Annotated in this window: 12 protein-coding genes; 1 reads left to right on the top strand and 11 read right to left on the bottom strand. The window is 66.7% G+C overall.

Annotation, left to right across the window (positions count from 1 at the left end):
• Position 1: 1 nt before the first annotated feature.
• From coxB to ACI3KT_RS12205, 3 genes are all read right to left on the bottom strand, one after another.
• Entirely contained in the window at positions 2-904 is a 903-nt protein-coding gene (gene coxB, locus ACI3KT_RS12215; RefSeq protein WP_307297749.1) for a cytochrome c oxidase subunit II, read from the bottom strand.
• Between the two features lie 97 nt (positions 905-1,001).
• Entirely contained in the window at positions 1,002-1,367 is a 366-nt protein-coding gene (erpA, locus tag ACI3KT_RS12210; RefSeq protein ID WP_292908241.1) for an iron-sulfur cluster insertion protein ErpA, read from the bottom strand.
• Between the two features lie 73 nt (positions 1,368-1,440).
• Positions 1,441-2,844 (bottom strand): dipeptidase, encoded by a 1,404-nt coding sequence (locus tag ACI3KT_RS12205; protein ID WP_404904516.1) that lies wholly within the window; start codon positions 2,842-2,844, stop codon positions 1,441-1,443.
• A gap of 46 nt (positions 2,845-2,890) precedes the next feature.
• On the opposite strand from ACI3KT_RS12205, the gene ACI3KT_RS12200 reads away from it, so the two are divergent.
• Positions 2,891-3,475 (top strand): DUF3043 domain-containing protein, encoded by a 585-nt coding sequence (locus tag ACI3KT_RS12200; RefSeq protein WP_404904514.1) that lies wholly within the window; start codon positions 2,891-2,893, stop codon positions 3,473-3,475.
• A gap of 73 nt (positions 3,476-3,548) precedes the next feature.
• On the opposite strand, the gene ACI3KT_RS12195 is transcribed toward ACI3KT_RS12200, so the two are convergent.
• From ACI3KT_RS12195 to ACI3KT_RS12160, 8 genes are all read right to left on the bottom strand, one after another.
• Positions 3,549-4,571 (bottom strand): quinone-dependent dihydroorotate dehydrogenase, encoded by a 1,023-nt coding sequence (locus ACI3KT_RS12195; RefSeq protein ID WP_404904513.1) that lies wholly within the window; start codon positions 4,569-4,571, stop codon positions 3,549-3,551.
• Between the two features lie 30 nt (positions 4,572-4,601).
• The gene (nrdR, locus tag ACI3KT_RS12190) at positions 4,602-5,069 is read right to left on the bottom strand and encodes a transcriptional regulator NrdR (RefSeq protein WP_292908233.1); all 468 of its coding nucleotides are present in this window, start codon (positions 5,067-5,069) and stop codon (positions 4,602-4,604) included.
• Positions 5,070-5,088: 19 nt separating this feature from the next.
• Complete coding sequence (gene hisD / locus ACI3KT_RS12185) at positions 5,089-6,405, bottom strand: histidinol dehydrogenase (RefSeq protein ID WP_404904511.1); 1,317 nt, start codon at positions 6,403-6,405, stop codon at positions 5,089-5,091.
• Positions 6,406-6,410: 5 nt separating this feature from the next.
• Positions 6,411-7,655, bottom strand: coding sequence for a hypothetical protein (locus ACI3KT_RS12180; protein WP_404904508.1), 1,245 nt, complete (start codon positions 7,653-7,655; stop codon positions 6,411-6,413).
• A 161-nt stretch (positions 7,656-7,816) separates the two neighbouring features.
• Positions 7,817-11,335, bottom strand: a complete 3,519-nt coding sequence (dnaE, locus tag ACI3KT_RS12175; protein WP_307297763.1) for a DNA polymerase III subunit alpha — start codon at positions 11,333-11,335, stop codon at positions 7,817-7,819.
• A gap of 157 nt (positions 11,336-11,492) precedes the next feature.
• Positions 11,493-12,590, bottom strand: a complete 1,098-nt coding sequence (locus tag ACI3KT_RS12170) for a hypothetical protein (protein WP_404904506.1) — start codon at positions 12,588-12,590, stop codon at positions 11,493-11,495.
• Positions 12,577-13,167 carry an RNA polymerase sigma factor gene (locus tag ACI3KT_RS12165; protein WP_404904504.1) on the bottom strand — a complete coding sequence of 197 codons (591 nt, stop codon included), beginning with the start codon at positions 13,165-13,167 and terminating at the stop codon, positions 12,577-12,579. Before ACI3KT_RS12165 ends, ACI3KT_RS12170 begins: the two co-directional genes overlap by 14 nt.
• A 57-nt stretch (positions 13,168-13,224) precedes the next feature.
• Positions 13,225-13,797, bottom strand: a complete 573-nt coding sequence (locus ACI3KT_RS12160; protein ID WP_292908223.1) for a GNAT family N-acetyltransferase — start codon at positions 13,795-13,797, stop codon at positions 13,225-13,227.
• Between the last annotated feature and the right edge of the window lies 1 nt (position 13,798).

Genomic DNA, 13,798 nt, shown 5'->3' with positions numbered 1-13,798 from the left:
CTTACTCCTCTCCTTCCGTGGAGTCGGTCTTCTCGGTCGTGCCCGGGTAGTTCGACAGGCGGTCGTATGCGTCCGTGATGTCGCCGGTGTTGCCCTTCTCCTCGAGCGACTGGAGGTAGGCGTCGTACTCGGCCTGCGAGACGACCTTGACGTTGAACAGCATCATCGAGTGGTATTCGCCGCAGAGCTCGGCGCACTTGCCCTTGTACTCGCCCTCGCGGGTCGGGATGAACGACCAGGAGTTGTCCTTCCCGATGTACATGTCCTTCTTGTAGAGGAAGTCGATGATCCAGAAGGAGTGGATGACGTCACGCGACTGCAGGTTGATCGTGACCTTCTTGTCGACCGGCAGCACCAGAGTGGGCAGCTGCGACTGGTCGATGTCGCCGTTCGCGTTCGGCTGGGCCTGGATGCCCATGGTCCACACGGCGTCGGAGTTGTCCTCTTTCTCGCCGTCGTACTGGAAGTCCCACGCCCACTGCTTGGCGATCGCGGTGATCTCGACGTCGGGGTTGTCCCACTTGGCCTCGATCTCAGCCTGGTCACGCGCCGTGAAGAAGAACATTCCGACGACGAGGATGAGCGGCACGATCGTGTAGAAGATCTCGATCGGCATGTTGTAGCGCATCTGCACCGGGAGGCCGGTCTGGCCCTTGCGACGGCGGTAGGCGATCGCGGCCCAGCCCATCAGGCCCCAGGTGATCACACCGACGGCGAGGAGGACGATCCAGGAGTTCACCCAGAGCGACGACACGCGTTCGGTCTGGTTGGTGGCTGCAGGTCCACCCTCCACGAAGCCCGGGAGATAGCCGTGCTGCTCGGCGGTTGTACAACCGGCCAGAGCCACAGCTGCCACGACTCCCAGAGGGAGTGCGGCCCAACGAAGGCGGCGTTTCGAGGGCACGATGCACCTTTCAGATTGCGGACAGGGCACACCCAAGTCTAGGGCAACCTCACACCTGATTCATGCCAACCACGCAGGTTGACCGAGGGTGATCCGCTCAGTGGAAGCTGTCGCCGCAGGCGCAGGAACCGGCCGCGTTCGGGTTGTCGATCGTGAAGCCCTGCTCCGAGATCGTGTCCTTGAAATCGATGGATGCACCGTCGAGATACGGGACGCTCATGTTATCCACGATGACCTCGACACCGTCGAAATCGACGGTCTCGTCACCCTCGAGGAAGCGCTCGTCGAAGTACAGCTGGTAGATCAGGCCGGAGCATCCGCCGGGCTGCACGGCCACGCGAAGACGGAGGTCGTCGCGACCCTCCTGCTCGAGGAGGTTCTTCACCTTGGTCGCCGCGGCGTCGGTGAGGCTCACGCCGTGTGCGCTGGTGGTTTCTGCTGCGGTCAGGGTGGTGTCGCTCATGTTGCTCCTTCTGCCGGGCCGCGCTCGCGCACGGCTGTTGTTCAGATTTTACCCGCAGGTGCGCCCTGCAGGGTCAGCGTGCGATGTCGTTCATCCGAGACAGCATCAGCGCCTCGGTCGCGACCGCGTTGCGGAACGTCTCGAGGTGCAGCGACTCGTTCGGGCTGTGCGCCCGGGAGTACGGGTCCTCGACACCGGTGACGAGGATCTGCGCCTCGGGGAACTCCCGGACGAGATCGGCGATGAACGGGATCGACCCCCCGACACCGAGATCGACCGGCGCCGCGCCATACGCGTCGCGCATGGCGTCCCGGGTCAGTGCCACGGCCCAGCCACTGGTGTCGACCAGGAATCCGTCGCCGAGATCCAGATCGGAGAACGTGAGCTCCGCGCCGTAGGGGGCATGCCGACGCAGGTGCGCCTCCAGCGCGCGATACGCGTCTTCACCGGTCTGTCCGGGCGCGACGCGGGAGCTGATCACCACCGTGACCTCGGGGAGGAGGGTGTTGGATGCCTGGGCCACGCTGGTGGCGTCGATCCCGATGACGGTCACGGCAGGCTTGTTCCAGATCCGGCTGAGGATCGTGCCGTCGCCGATCGGCGCGGTTCCCGGCAGGAAGCCCGCCTCGTCTCGCAGGGTCTCCTCGCTGTACTCAGGCGTATCGGCGTCTCGCACCGTCATTCCCTCGACCGCGACAGAGCCGTCGTCGTTCCACAGCGTCGACAGCAGCTGGATCGTCGCCATCATCGCGTCGGGCGCTGCTCCCCCGTACATGCCGGAGTGGGAGGCGTGATCGAGGGTGCGCACGCGCAGTGTGAACCGCGCGTTGCCCCGGAGCGAGACGGTCAGCCCGGGGGTCGAGGAGTCCCAGTTCCCGGAGTCGGCCACGACGATCGCGTCGGCGCGGAGCGCCTCCTTGTTGTCGGAGAGGAACTGCGCGAACGAGCGGGAGCCGTATTCCTCCTCCCCCTCGATGAACATCGCGATGCCGAGATCGAGATCATCGCCGAGCGTCTCCGCGACGGCGCGGATCGCGGCGATGTGGGCCATGATTCCCGCTTTGTCATCCGCGGCGCCGCGCCCGTACAGCCGCCCGTCCCGCACCGTCGGCTCGAACGGCGGAGTCTCCCAGAGCTCATCCGCTCCGGGCGGCTGCACGTCGTGGTGCGCGTACAGGAGGATGGTGGGCTTGCCGCCTCGCGCTGCCCGTCGAGCCAGAACAGCCGGCTGACCGTGCTCATCGGTGCCGGGGATCGCCGCGCGCAGCACGCGCACCTCGTCGAACACGCCGGTGCCCTCCGCCAGTGCGGCCACGGCATCCGCACTGCGCTGCAGCTGCGTCTGGTCGAAGGCGGGCCATGCCATGCCGGGAATGCGGACGAGGTCGCCGAGATCGCTGAGAGCGGCCGGGATGCCGGTCGCCACCGCTTCCCGGATCGCCTGGTCGTTGTCGCTGGGGAGAGCAGGAGAGGTCATGCGAGTAATCTTAAGGTGATCCACCGCAATCGAACCGAGGAACCTCGTGCCCACTACCCCTGCTTCCCCTCCATCGAACGACGACCCCCCTGAGACGGCCGTCGGCAAGGGACGCGCGACGCCGACCCGCGCGGAGCAGGAGGCGGCACGCCGCCGACCGCTCGTCGCGAACACCAAAGAGGCTCGCGCTGCGGCCAAGGCAGAGATGAACGAGCGCCGCAACCGCGCCCAGGCCGGCCTCGCCGCCGGCGAGGAGAAGTACCTTCCCGTTCGGGACAAGGGTCCGCAGCGCCGTTGGGTGCGCGACTACGTGGATTCCGGCTGGCACCCCGCCGAGTTCGTGATGGGCATCATGGTGCTCGTCATCCTCGTGTCGCTGCTGCCCCCCGCCTGGGCGATCGGCGGCGTCTCCGTCGGGGCGTGGGCCTACCTCGTGATGATGGGCTATCTGGTTCTGGCGATCGGCGGGATGATCCTGCTCGGATGGCGCGTGAAGACCAAGGCCGCGGCGAAGTTCGGCAAGGAGCGCCTGGAGCGCGGCCTGGGTTGGTACGCCGCCATGCGCTCTCTGCAGATGCGATTCATGCGCCTGCCGAAACCCCAGGTCAAGCGCGGCGAACGCCCCGCCTGACCTCCGACCTTCAGGCAGACGGATGCCCCGTGCTCGCTCGAGCACGGGGCATCGTCGTCTCGGCGACCAGGGCTCAGCGCCGGCGGAGTCCTCTGTTGATCTCGCGTCCCCAGAACGGCCCGCGGTAGAGGAAGGCCGTATATCCCTGCACGAGGGTGGCGCCCGCGTCGAGTCGTTCCTGCACATCGGCCGGAGTCTCGACACCGCCGACCGCGATCACGCAGAACTCGGCAGGCACGACCGAGCGCACGAGCCGCAGCACCTCGAGGGAACGCGCCTTGAGCGGAGCCCCGGAGAGGCCGCCGGCACCAGCCGACTCGACGGTCGCGGCATCGGTGCGCAGCCCGTCGCGGGAGATCGTGGTGTTGTGGGTGACGATGCCGGCGAGTCCCTCCGCGACGGCCATCTCGGCGATCGCGGTGATCTCCTCGTCTGCGAGGTCGGGAGCGATCTTCACCAGGAGCGGCGTGCTCCCTGATGCGTTCTTGACCGCCCGCAGCAGCGGCGCGAGGGTCTCGACCGCCTGGAGCCCGCGGAGCCCTGGCGTGTTCGGCGATGACACGTTCACCGCCAGATAGTCGGCAAGCGGAGCGAGTCTGGTCGCTGACGCGACGTAGTCGGCCGTCGCGTTCTCGACCTCGACGACGCGGCTCTTTCCGATGTTCACCCCGATGATGGTGTTCGGAGCACCGCGTCGCAGCTTCGCGAGGCGGCGCGCGGCAGCATCCGCTCCATCGTTGTTGAAGCCCATGCGGTTGATCACCGCGCGGTCCTCGATCAGGCGGAACAGGCGCGGCTTGGGGTTGCCCTCCTGCGGGATCGCCGTGACGGTGCCGATCTCGACGTGGCCGAAGCCGAGCGCTGCGAGTCCGCGCACGCCGACGGCGTTCTTGTCGAAGCCCGCGGCGATTCCGAACGGCGAGGGGAACGTGTGTCCCAGCGCATCGACGGAAAGCGAGCGGTCAGGCTTGGTCAGTGCGCTCGTCACCCAGGAGAACGGCGGCACGCCGAGGACGCGGATCACCGCCATGCCGGCGTGGTGGGCGAACTCGGGGTCGAAGCGCGAGAGGACAGCGCGGAAGAGCAGCGGATACATCACTGCCAGATTACCGGTCGCGTGGCGGGTCTACTCGGCTCGAGGAGCCTTCAGATGATCGGCGCGCAGGTCGGAGATCGCGCTCTCGAAATCCTCGAGCGAGTCGAACGCCTGATAGACGCTCGCGAACCGCAGGTATGCGACCTCGTCGAGGTCTCTCAGCGGACCGAGGATCGCCAGACCGATCTCGTTCGCGTCGAGCTGCGAGACACCGGTCTGTCGCACCGCCTCCTCGACCTTCTGCGCGAGCACCGCGAGGTCGCCCTCCGTGACCGGACGGCCCTGGCAGGCCTTGCGCACGCCCGAGATCACCTTGTCACGGCTGAACGGCTCCATGACGCCGCTTCGCTTGATCACGTTGAGGCTCGCCGTCTCGGTGGTCGTGAAGCGGCCGCCGCATTCGGGGCACTGTCGGCGACGACGGATCGAGAGTCCGTCATCGCTGGTGCGCGAATCGATGACTCGCGAATCGGAGTGGCGGCAGAAGGGGCAGTGCATGGTGTCTCAGCGTACCCGCTCAGTCGGACGACGGATCCGTGAAGCGCGCTTCGACGGCCTCACCGTGCGCAGGGAGGACCTCGGCCGCGGCGAGGGAGACCACCCCCGACCGCACCTGCGCGAGCGCGGCGTGGTCGTATCGGATGACCTGCTGCGGACGAAGGAACGTGTAGGCGCCGAGTCCCGGAGCGTACCGCGCCTGTCCCCCCGTCGGGAGGACGTGGTTGCTGCCCGCCATGTAGTCGCCCAGGCTCACCGGGGTCTGGTCGCCGACGAAGACCGCACCGGCGCTGGTGAACGCGGATGCCACCTCCTCCGCGCCCTCGATGTGCAGCTCGAGGTGCTCGGGCGCATAGGCGTTGCTGAAGGCGGTGGCCATGGCGCGGTCGTCGACGAGCACGATCGCCGACTGCTCGCCGGCCAGAGAGACGGCGACGCGCTCCGCGTGCCGAGTCCTCGCCGCGCGCTCCGAGATCTCCGTTGCGACACGCTCCGCGAGTTCCGGCGAGTCGGTGACGAGAACCGCGGAGGCCTGCTCGTCGTGCTCGGCCTGGCTGATGAGGTCGGCGGCGATGAGACGGGGATCAGCCGAGGCGTCCGCGACGATGAGGATCTCAGTGGCTCCGGCTTCGGAGTCCGTGCCGACCACGCCGGCGACGGCACGCTTCGCTGAGGCGACGTAGTTGTTGCCGGGGCCCGAGACCACATCGACCGGGTCGAGACCGAGTTCTTCGACGCCGTAGGCGAGCGCGCCGATTGCCCCCGCTCCCCCGATCGCGTAGACCTCGTCGATGCCGAGCAATCCCGCGGCGGCGAGGATCGTCGGGTGCACGCGTCCGCCGAACGCCGCCTGAGGCGGAGAGGCCAGCGCCACCACGGTCACACCCGCGACCTGTGCCGGCACCACGTTCATCACGACGCTGGACGACAGCGGCGCTTTGCCCCCGGGGATGTAGACCCCCGCGCGAGCGACTGGCTGCCAGCGCTGCGTGATGACGGCACCGGGCCCGATCTCGGTGGTGCGGGATTCGGGCACCTGGGCGGCCGAGGCGAGGCGCACGCGGCGGATGGCTTCTTCGAGCGCCGCGCGGACCCCGGAATCCACCGTAGCCAGCGCCTCGGCGATGTGCTCTTTCGGGACCCGGATCTCGTGCCCCGACACGCGGTCGAAGCGATCGGCCTGCTCGCGCAGTGCCTGCTCACCCCTGTTGCGGACGTCCTCGACGATGCGAGCGGCGGTGTCGAGCGCTTCCGCGCGCGCCTGAGCGGCGCGGGGAACGGCCGCGAGCATGTCGGAGGGCGAGAGCTCTCGCCCTCGCAGATCGATGGTGCGCAAACGCGTCAGCCCTTCGTGATGTCGGAGATGTCGTGCAGGTAGCCGATGCGCCCGTCGTCATGACGCACGACGTAGGCACCGCCGCGGTCTTCGATCACGAGAGCCCACGCCGTCGGTCCGATCTGGAAGATGGCCTCGCCGCGCTCGTCGTGCACGTCTCGCTCGGTGGGCGCGAGGATCCAGAAGGGCTGCTGTTCAGCGGCGGCGTATCGCGGGTTGGTGGCCTCGACGTCGATCTCTTCGACGGCCGGTTCGGCGGCCGCGGGCTCGGTTGCGGGCTCGACGACTGCGGTCTCAGCGGCCGCAGCCTGGACTGTCCAGGTCTCAGCGGTCGGTTCCGGTGCGACGGTCTGAGCGATCGGCTCGACGGCATCCGTCTCGGGGGTGACCAGCGCGACGATGCTGTCGGTGTCGTAGGCGATGTCCTCGCTCGACGATCGGCGCGAGTATGCGGGTGTGTAGTCCTCATCGGGAACGACCTGCTCGGTGCCGATCCCGCCACCGGAGGCGTGAGCGGACAGCGGGACCTGCGAGGCGATGTCGACGCGAGCGATCTCGTCCGTCGCGTTCGCACCCGAGAGCTCGACGTCCAGGGGGGCGTTCTCCGGCGCGGCCGCCGGAGCCGCCACGGCCACAGGCTCGGGGCGGGGGCGGGCGATGACCGGGCGCACGGGGTTCGCCGCGCGGTGCGCAAGCGTGACGAGCCGTCCCTGGAAGTCCTCCTTGAGGCCGGGGATGATCGGCGCGAAGACCGTCAGCGCCACGAGCGCGAGCGAGGTCACGACGAGCGCGATACCGCTCCAGCTCAGCGCCCAGAACCCGCTGCCGATCGCTCCGGCGATCGCGAGCCACAACCGCCCGACCAGGACGATGGCCGCCACCGAGAAGGCGACGGAGGCGAACTGGTCGATCCCGAGCGAGCCGACACGACGGATGCCGTCGGGCGAGAACCGCCGCAGCACCAACAGGAAGACCGCAGCCGTGGGAACACCGACGGGCAGCACCCATTCGATGCCCGTCGACCAGAGCGAAGAGTTCACGACGATCGGGAAGAACGACAACACGAAGTGCACGATCCAGACGCCGACGATCAGCAGCTCGCGCAGCGTGAACCCGAGGATGCCGTACTCCGGCGTCACCTCGTCGTCGTACAGGACGCCGTCGTCGATGAAGGCCTCGTCGTCGACGGGGGCGGAGACGACGTCCTCTTCGGGGTTCTCGTCATTGCGGAGGGGGAAGTCCGTACTCATGAGAGTGGTCCTTTCGTCCGGGCGCGGCACCTGCGAGATGGGGCGCGCCCAACGCGACCCGATACTACCGGGTGCGCCGGAGAGCATGCTCAGGAAATGGTTGTCGGTGTCGCTTCATGACCGCTCGGTCTGCGGCAACGTCGCCCGCAGGCCGAGCGAGGTCATCCCAGACAGGAGGGCCCGAGAAGCGACTTGAGATCGCCGAAGAGATCGGCGGAGACCTTGACGGGCATGGGAACGTCGAACACCTTCGCCGTGCCGCCTCGGTGCACGCGCAGCACGACCTCGGTGTCGCCGTTGTGTCGACGGAGCACCTCGGCGAGTTCGTTCATCACGCGTTCCGTGGCCCGCTGCTCGGCGAGCACGAGAGCGAGCGGCCCCGATGCGTCGAAGGAGCCGATGTCCGGCGCGAAGGCCGACTGCGCATGCAGGTTGAGGCCGTCGTCGCGTCGGGACACACGCCCCCGAACGGCCAGGATCGAATCCTGCTGGAGGACGTGCTGGAACTCGGTGTAGGTCTTGCCCATGAACATGACCGTCACCTCGCCGTTGAAGTCCTCGACCGTGATCATGCCGTAGGGGTTGCCGCTGGCCTTCGCCACGCGGTGCTGCACGCTCGTCACGAGGCCCGCGACCGTCACCTGATCGCCGTCCTGCATGTCCTCCGAGTTGTTGAGGTCGTGGATCGAGATCGACGCGTGCTTCGCCAGCGGGACCTCGAGGCCCGCGAGCGGGTGGTCGGACACGTACAGGCCGAGCATCTCACGCTCGAACGCGAGCTTGTCCTTCTTGATCCACTCCGGACGATCGGGCACCTTCGCGGGCGGCGCCTCCTCCATCTCGTCGTAGAGACTGTCGAAGTCGAAGCCGATGGCTCCCTGCGCCTCGTTCCGCTTGCGGTCGACTGCGGCCTCCACCGCATCCTCATGGATCTCCATGAGCGCGCGGCGGGTGTCTCCCATCGAGTCGAAGGCCCCCGCTTTGATGAGGGACTCGACCGTGCGCTTGTTCGCGACGTGCAGCGGCACCTTGTCGAGGAAGTGGTGGAACGACGTGAACCGCTCGTCCTTGCGCGCCTTCACGATGCCGTCGACGACGTTGCTACCGACGTTGCGCACTGCACCCAGCCCGAAGCGGATGTCGTCGCCGACGGCGGCGAAGAAGTTGATCGAGTCGGAGACGTCGGGCGGGAGGACTCTGATGCCCATGCGACGGCACTCGTTCAGGTAGAGCGCCATCTTGTCTTTGGAGTCGCCGACGCTCGTGAGGAGAGCCGCCATGTACTCGGCGGGATAGTGGGCCTTGAGGTAGGCCGTCCAGTACGAGACGAGACCGTAGGCGGCCGAGTGCGCTTTGTTGAAGGCGTAGTCGGAGAACGGCAGCAGGATGTCCCACAGCGCCTTGATGGCCCCCTCGCCGAAGCCGCGCTCCTTCATGCCCCCTGAGAAGCCCTCGTACTGCTTGTCCAGCTCGGACTTCTTCTTCTTTCCCATCGCGCGACGGAGGATGTCTGCCTGGCCGAGACTGAACCCGGCGACCTTCTGCGCGATGGCCATGACCTGCTCCTGATAGATGATCAGGCCGTAGGACTCCTGCAGGATCTCGGCAAGCGGCTCTTCGAGCTCGGGGTGGATCGGGGTGATCTCCTGCTGGCCGTTCTTGCGCAGCGCGTAGTTCGTGTGCGAGTTCGCCCCCATGGGGCCCGGCCGGTACAGCGCGATGAGGGCTGAGATGTCACCGAAGGTGTCGGGCTTCATCAGGCGCATCAGCGACCGAAGCGGCGGGCTGTCGAGCTGGAACACTCCGAGCGTGTCGCCCTTGCCGAGCAGGTCGTACACCGCGCGGTCGTCGAGGGCGAGGTGCTCGAGGTCGAGTTCCTCGCCGCGGTTCATCCGGATGTTGTCGAGCGCATCCGAGATGATCGTGAGGTTCCGCAGCCCCAGGAAGTCCATCTTGATCAGGCCGAGCGTCTCGCACGACGGGTAGTCGAACTGCGTGACGATCTGACCGTCCTGCTCGCGGCGCATGATCGGGATGATGTCGAGCAGGGGCTCGGACGACATGATCACGCCGGCCGCGTGCACGCCCCACTGACGCTTCAGCCCCTCGAGGCCGAGGGCGCGGTCGAAGACCGTCTTCGCCTCGGGGTCGGTCTCGATGAGGGCGCGGAACTCGCTGGCTTCCTTGTAGCGGGGGTGCGCCGAGTCGAACATGCCGTCGAGCGGCATGTCCTTGCCCATCACGGGCGGCGGCATCGCCTTGGTCAGCCGCTCCCCCATGCTGAACGGGAAGCCGAGCACTCGGCCGGCATCCTTCAGCGCCTGCTTGGACTTGATCGTGCCGTAGGTCACGATCTGCGCCACGCGCTCGGAGCCGTACTTCTGGGTGACGTAGTCGATCACCTCGCCGCGGCGACGGTCGTCGAAGTCGACGTCGAAGTCGGGCATCGAGACGCGATCGGGGTTGAGGAAGCGCTCGAAGATGAGCCCGTGCTCGAGCGGGTCTAGGTCGGTGATCTTCATGGCGTACGCGACCATGGAGCCTGCGCCGGATCCGCGGCCAGGGCCGACGCGGATGCCGTTGTCCTTCGCCCAGTTGATGAAGTCGGCGACGACGAGGAAGTAGCCCGGGAATCCCATCTGCAGGATGATGTCGGTCTCGTACTCGGCCTGCTTGCGGACCTTGTCGGGGATGCCGTTCGGGTACCGGTAGTGCAAGCCGTTCTCGACCTCTTTGACGAGCCAGCTGTCTTCTGTCTCGCCGTCGGGCACCGGGAATCGCGGCATGAAGTTCGCGGAGGTGTTGAACTCGACTTCGCACCGCTCGGCGATCAGCAGCGTGTTGTCGCAAGCCTCGGGGTGGTCGCGGAACATCTGGCGCATCTCGGCGGCGGTCTTGATGTAATAGCCGTCGCCGTCGAACTTGAACCGGTTCGGATCGTCGAGGGTCGAACCGGACTGCACGCAGAGGAGAGCGGCGTGCGCGTCGGCCTCGTGCTGGTGCGTGTAGTGAGAGTCGTTGGTGGCGACCAGTGGGATGCCGAGATCCTTCGACAGTCGAAGCAGATCCGTCATGACGCGGCGCTCGATGGAGAGCCCGTGATCCATGATCTCGGCGAAGTAGTTCTCCTTGCCGAAGATGTCCTGGAACTCGGCGGCGGCCGCGCGCGCCGCGTCGTACTGCCCCAGCCGCAGGCGCGTCTGCACCTCCCCCGACGGGCAGCCGGTGGTGGCGATCAGGCCCTTGCCGTAGGTCTGGAGCAGTTCGCGGTCCATGCGGGGCTTGAAGTAGTAGCCCTCCATGCTCGACCGCGAGCTCAGCCGGAACAGGTTGTGCATGCCCTGCGTGCTCTGGCTCCACATCGTCATGTGCGTGTAGGCGCCGGCACCCGAGACGTCGTCGCTCTTCTGGTCGGGCGAGCCCCACTGCACGCGCGACTTGTCGCTGCGGTGCGTTCCGGGGGTCACATAGGCCTCGAGGCCGATGATCGGTTTGACGCCCGCGGCCTGCGCAGCGCGGTAGAACTCGAACGCCGCGAAGGTGTTCCCGTGGTCGGTCACGGCGATCGCCGGCATCCCGTATTCGGCGGCCGCCTGGGTCATCGCCCCGATCTTCGCCGCACCGTCCAGCATGGAGTATTCGCTGTGGACATGCAGGTGCACGAAGGAGTCTGAAGCCATGCTTCGAGTCTACGGCTGAGCCCCGACACCGGAGGTCGGTGCCGGGCTTGTCACTCCCTGCAGCAAACGCCCGAGGATGCCCCAAGGGCCGTCGCATGATCTCGGAGTCCTGGCCACCCCTAAGTCTCAACGGCGCCGGTTCCGTATCGATCTCGGCTCAGGGAGCGTCGTCGACGACGGTGACCGTGCGAACGGTCACGTAGTCCGGCACCTCGTCTGGCACGACTGCCCCGCTCGCCCCTTCGCCGAAGGTGACCGCATACTGAAGAACAAGGCCCGTGCGCGTGTCGATCTCGATCGCATCGCGCCGCTCTTGCGCTGCGTTGGTCAAGAAGCTCAGCGTGATGGCGTTGTCGTTTGCACTGTCGATCCGCCCTCCCGGCACCATGCTGAGCGCGCCGAACATCGCGGAACGCAGATCCGCCGGAGCGGCGTTCAACTGCAGCTCCTGGATAAGGGAGTTCGCGATGAGGGCGTCATCGTCCATGCTGTCGTGAAGTCCCAATGAGCTCCGCGTCCACTCGAGCAGTGCAGCCGGATCGCGCGGCATCATTGGATAGGTCGCAATGCTGGCATTCGAGGACCCTGACCCCCCGGGGGTGCGCTGTATGGACTCCTGCATCCATGAGAAGTCCGCAAGCCATCGCTCCGATTGTGCAGCGGCATCGGCGCCGTATAGTTCGACGACGGACTTCTGGGCATTGAACACGTCAACCCAGTCGTCGGACACCGAGGCAGGTATGTACGAGGTGTAGGCGCTGGTGACCACCCATCCCGCCGTCGCCTGTTCGCGAGTTGCATTCACGGGCTCCTCCGGCGACCAGAGAACGAGTTGGCGCATCTGGTGCTCAATCTTGAGATACTGCCCAGGACCGGCGACAGGAGTCTCGTAAGCTGCGGAGGCGCTCGCTGCGCCCATGAGCACGCCCTCCACCGTCAGCGGCTCAGGAACTGGTGACGACTCCAGCGGGGGTTGCGTAGGTTCCGCACTGTGCATGGGTCGGTGCGTCGGATTCGCATGGGGCACAGGCTCTGGGGTTGCGATCATCGATCCAAGAATCACACCGGCGGTCACGGCCACGCCTCCGCCGATCAGAGAGCCGGCAACGATCCATGGGCGACGCGCCGCCTTAACTCGAGCGGGCTTGCTTGCCGCTTGGATCTCCTTCAGCAGCAGCATCCGCGCAGCCACGAGGTTCTCGTCGTCGCCCTCGATCTCAGGCCTGATCTCCTGAACCTTCTCAAACACGTCCAACGGTCTCTCCCTTCTGCTCCTGCTTGTCGAATGCCCGGATCCTCCGACCGGAGTCCAGCCTCTTCCGAACGCGGTTCAACCGCGATCTCACTGTGCCGACGGGCACACCGAGCGCCTCGGAGATCTCCTCATAGCTCAGTCCGTGCCAGGCATAGAGCAGCAGCGTCTCCCGGTCCCGCGGCGCCAATGCGGCGATACGGATCTTCATCGTCGCGACCTCGCGCTCCGCATCCACGCGGCTCATGGCCTCGTCCAGCCCACCCAGGGAGGAATGGTCCTGTTGAGTGATCGACGCGGCAAACGACTGCCAGTGCTTGGCCTCGACGGCTCGATGCCTGCGGATCAGCCGAGACGCGATGCCGAGCAGCCAGGGCAGGGCCGACTCCACGCCTGAATCGAAGTCCGCCCGCCGGCGGAATGCGACCAGGAGCGTCTCGCTCAGCACGTCCTCGGCAGCACTCCGGCCGACCCGATACGCGGCGAATGCGTTCACCGCGCGCGCATGCCGGTCGAAGAGCTCGGCAAACGCGGCCGGCTGGTCTAGAGATCGTCTGATGATCTCGCTGTCTGTGCTCACACTGTCTATTGTCTGAGCGTCTCCGATGAGTTCACGGTTTCTCGATTCGCGTGAGATTCACCTCAGATCGAGCCGCATCAGCACCCGCGGGAAACCGTCGAGCACCGAACCGGTATCGGCGGCCTTGGAGAAGCCGGCCGACTCGAAAAGCGAGCGGGTGCCGGCGTACGCCATCGTCAAGTTCACCTTCTCCCCTGCGTTGTCGACCGGATAGCCCTCGAGCGCAGGCGCCCCACGCTCACGCGCAAAAGCGATCGCCCCCTCGATCAGAGAATGCGATACGCCCTGCTTGCGGTGTCCGGGTCGTACCCGGAAGCACCAGAGCGACCACACATCGAGATCATCGACATGCGGGATGAGGCGGTTGCGGGCGAAGCTCGTGTCTCGCCGCGGGTGAAGCGCCGCCCACCCTACTGGTTCGCCGTCGAGATAGGCGATCACGCCTGGCGGCGGATCCTGATCGCACAGCTCTCTCACGCGATCGGCCCTGGCCTTCCCCCGCAGAGCGACGTTCTCCTTGCTGCCGATCCGATAGCTCAAGCAGAAGCACACGTTGGACGCGGGGTTCTTCGGCCCGACCAGCGTCGCGACATCGTCGAAATCGGTGGCGGGGCGCACCTCGATGCTCATG

The sequence above is a fragment of the Microbacterium sp. ZW T6_19 genome, assembly GCF_044987465.1.
GTDB lineage: Bacteria > Actinomycetota > Actinomycetes > Actinomycetales > Microbacteriaceae > Microbacterium > Microbacterium natoriense_A.
The sequence above is the reverse complement of the archived record's forward strand: the minus strand, read 5'-3'. Positions and strand labels throughout refer to the sequence as shown.

Excerpts from the sequence above, each read along its gene's own strand:
- ACI3KT_RS12195 (WP_404904513.1), bottom strand. The coding sequence starts at position 4,571 with ATGTATCCGCTGCTCTTCCGCGCTGTCCTCTCGCGCTTCGACCCCGAG.
- ACI3KT_RS12180 (WP_404904508.1), bottom strand. The coding sequence starts at position 7,655 with ATGAGTACGGACTTCCCCCTCCGCAATGACGAGAACCCCGAAGAGGAC.
- ACI3KT_RS12205 (WP_404904516.1), bottom strand. The coding sequence starts at position 2,844 with ATGACCTCTCCTGCTCTCCCCAGCGACAACGACCAGGCGATCCGGGAA.
- dnaE (WP_307297763.1), bottom strand. The coding sequence starts at position 11,335 with ATGGCTTCAGACTCCTTCGTGCACCTGCATGTCCACAGCGAATACTCC.
- ACI3KT_RS12160 (WP_292908223.1), bottom strand. The coding sequence starts at position 13,797 with ATGAGCATCGAGGTGCGCCCCGCCACCGATTTCGACGATGTCGCGACG.
- erpA (WP_292908241.1), bottom strand. The coding sequence starts at position 1,367 with ATGAGCGACACCACCCTGACCGCAGCAGAAACCACCAGCGCACACGGC.
- nrdR (WP_292908233.1), bottom strand. The coding sequence starts at position 5,069 with ATGCACTGCCCCTTCTGCCGCCACTCCGATTCGCGAGTCATCGATTCG.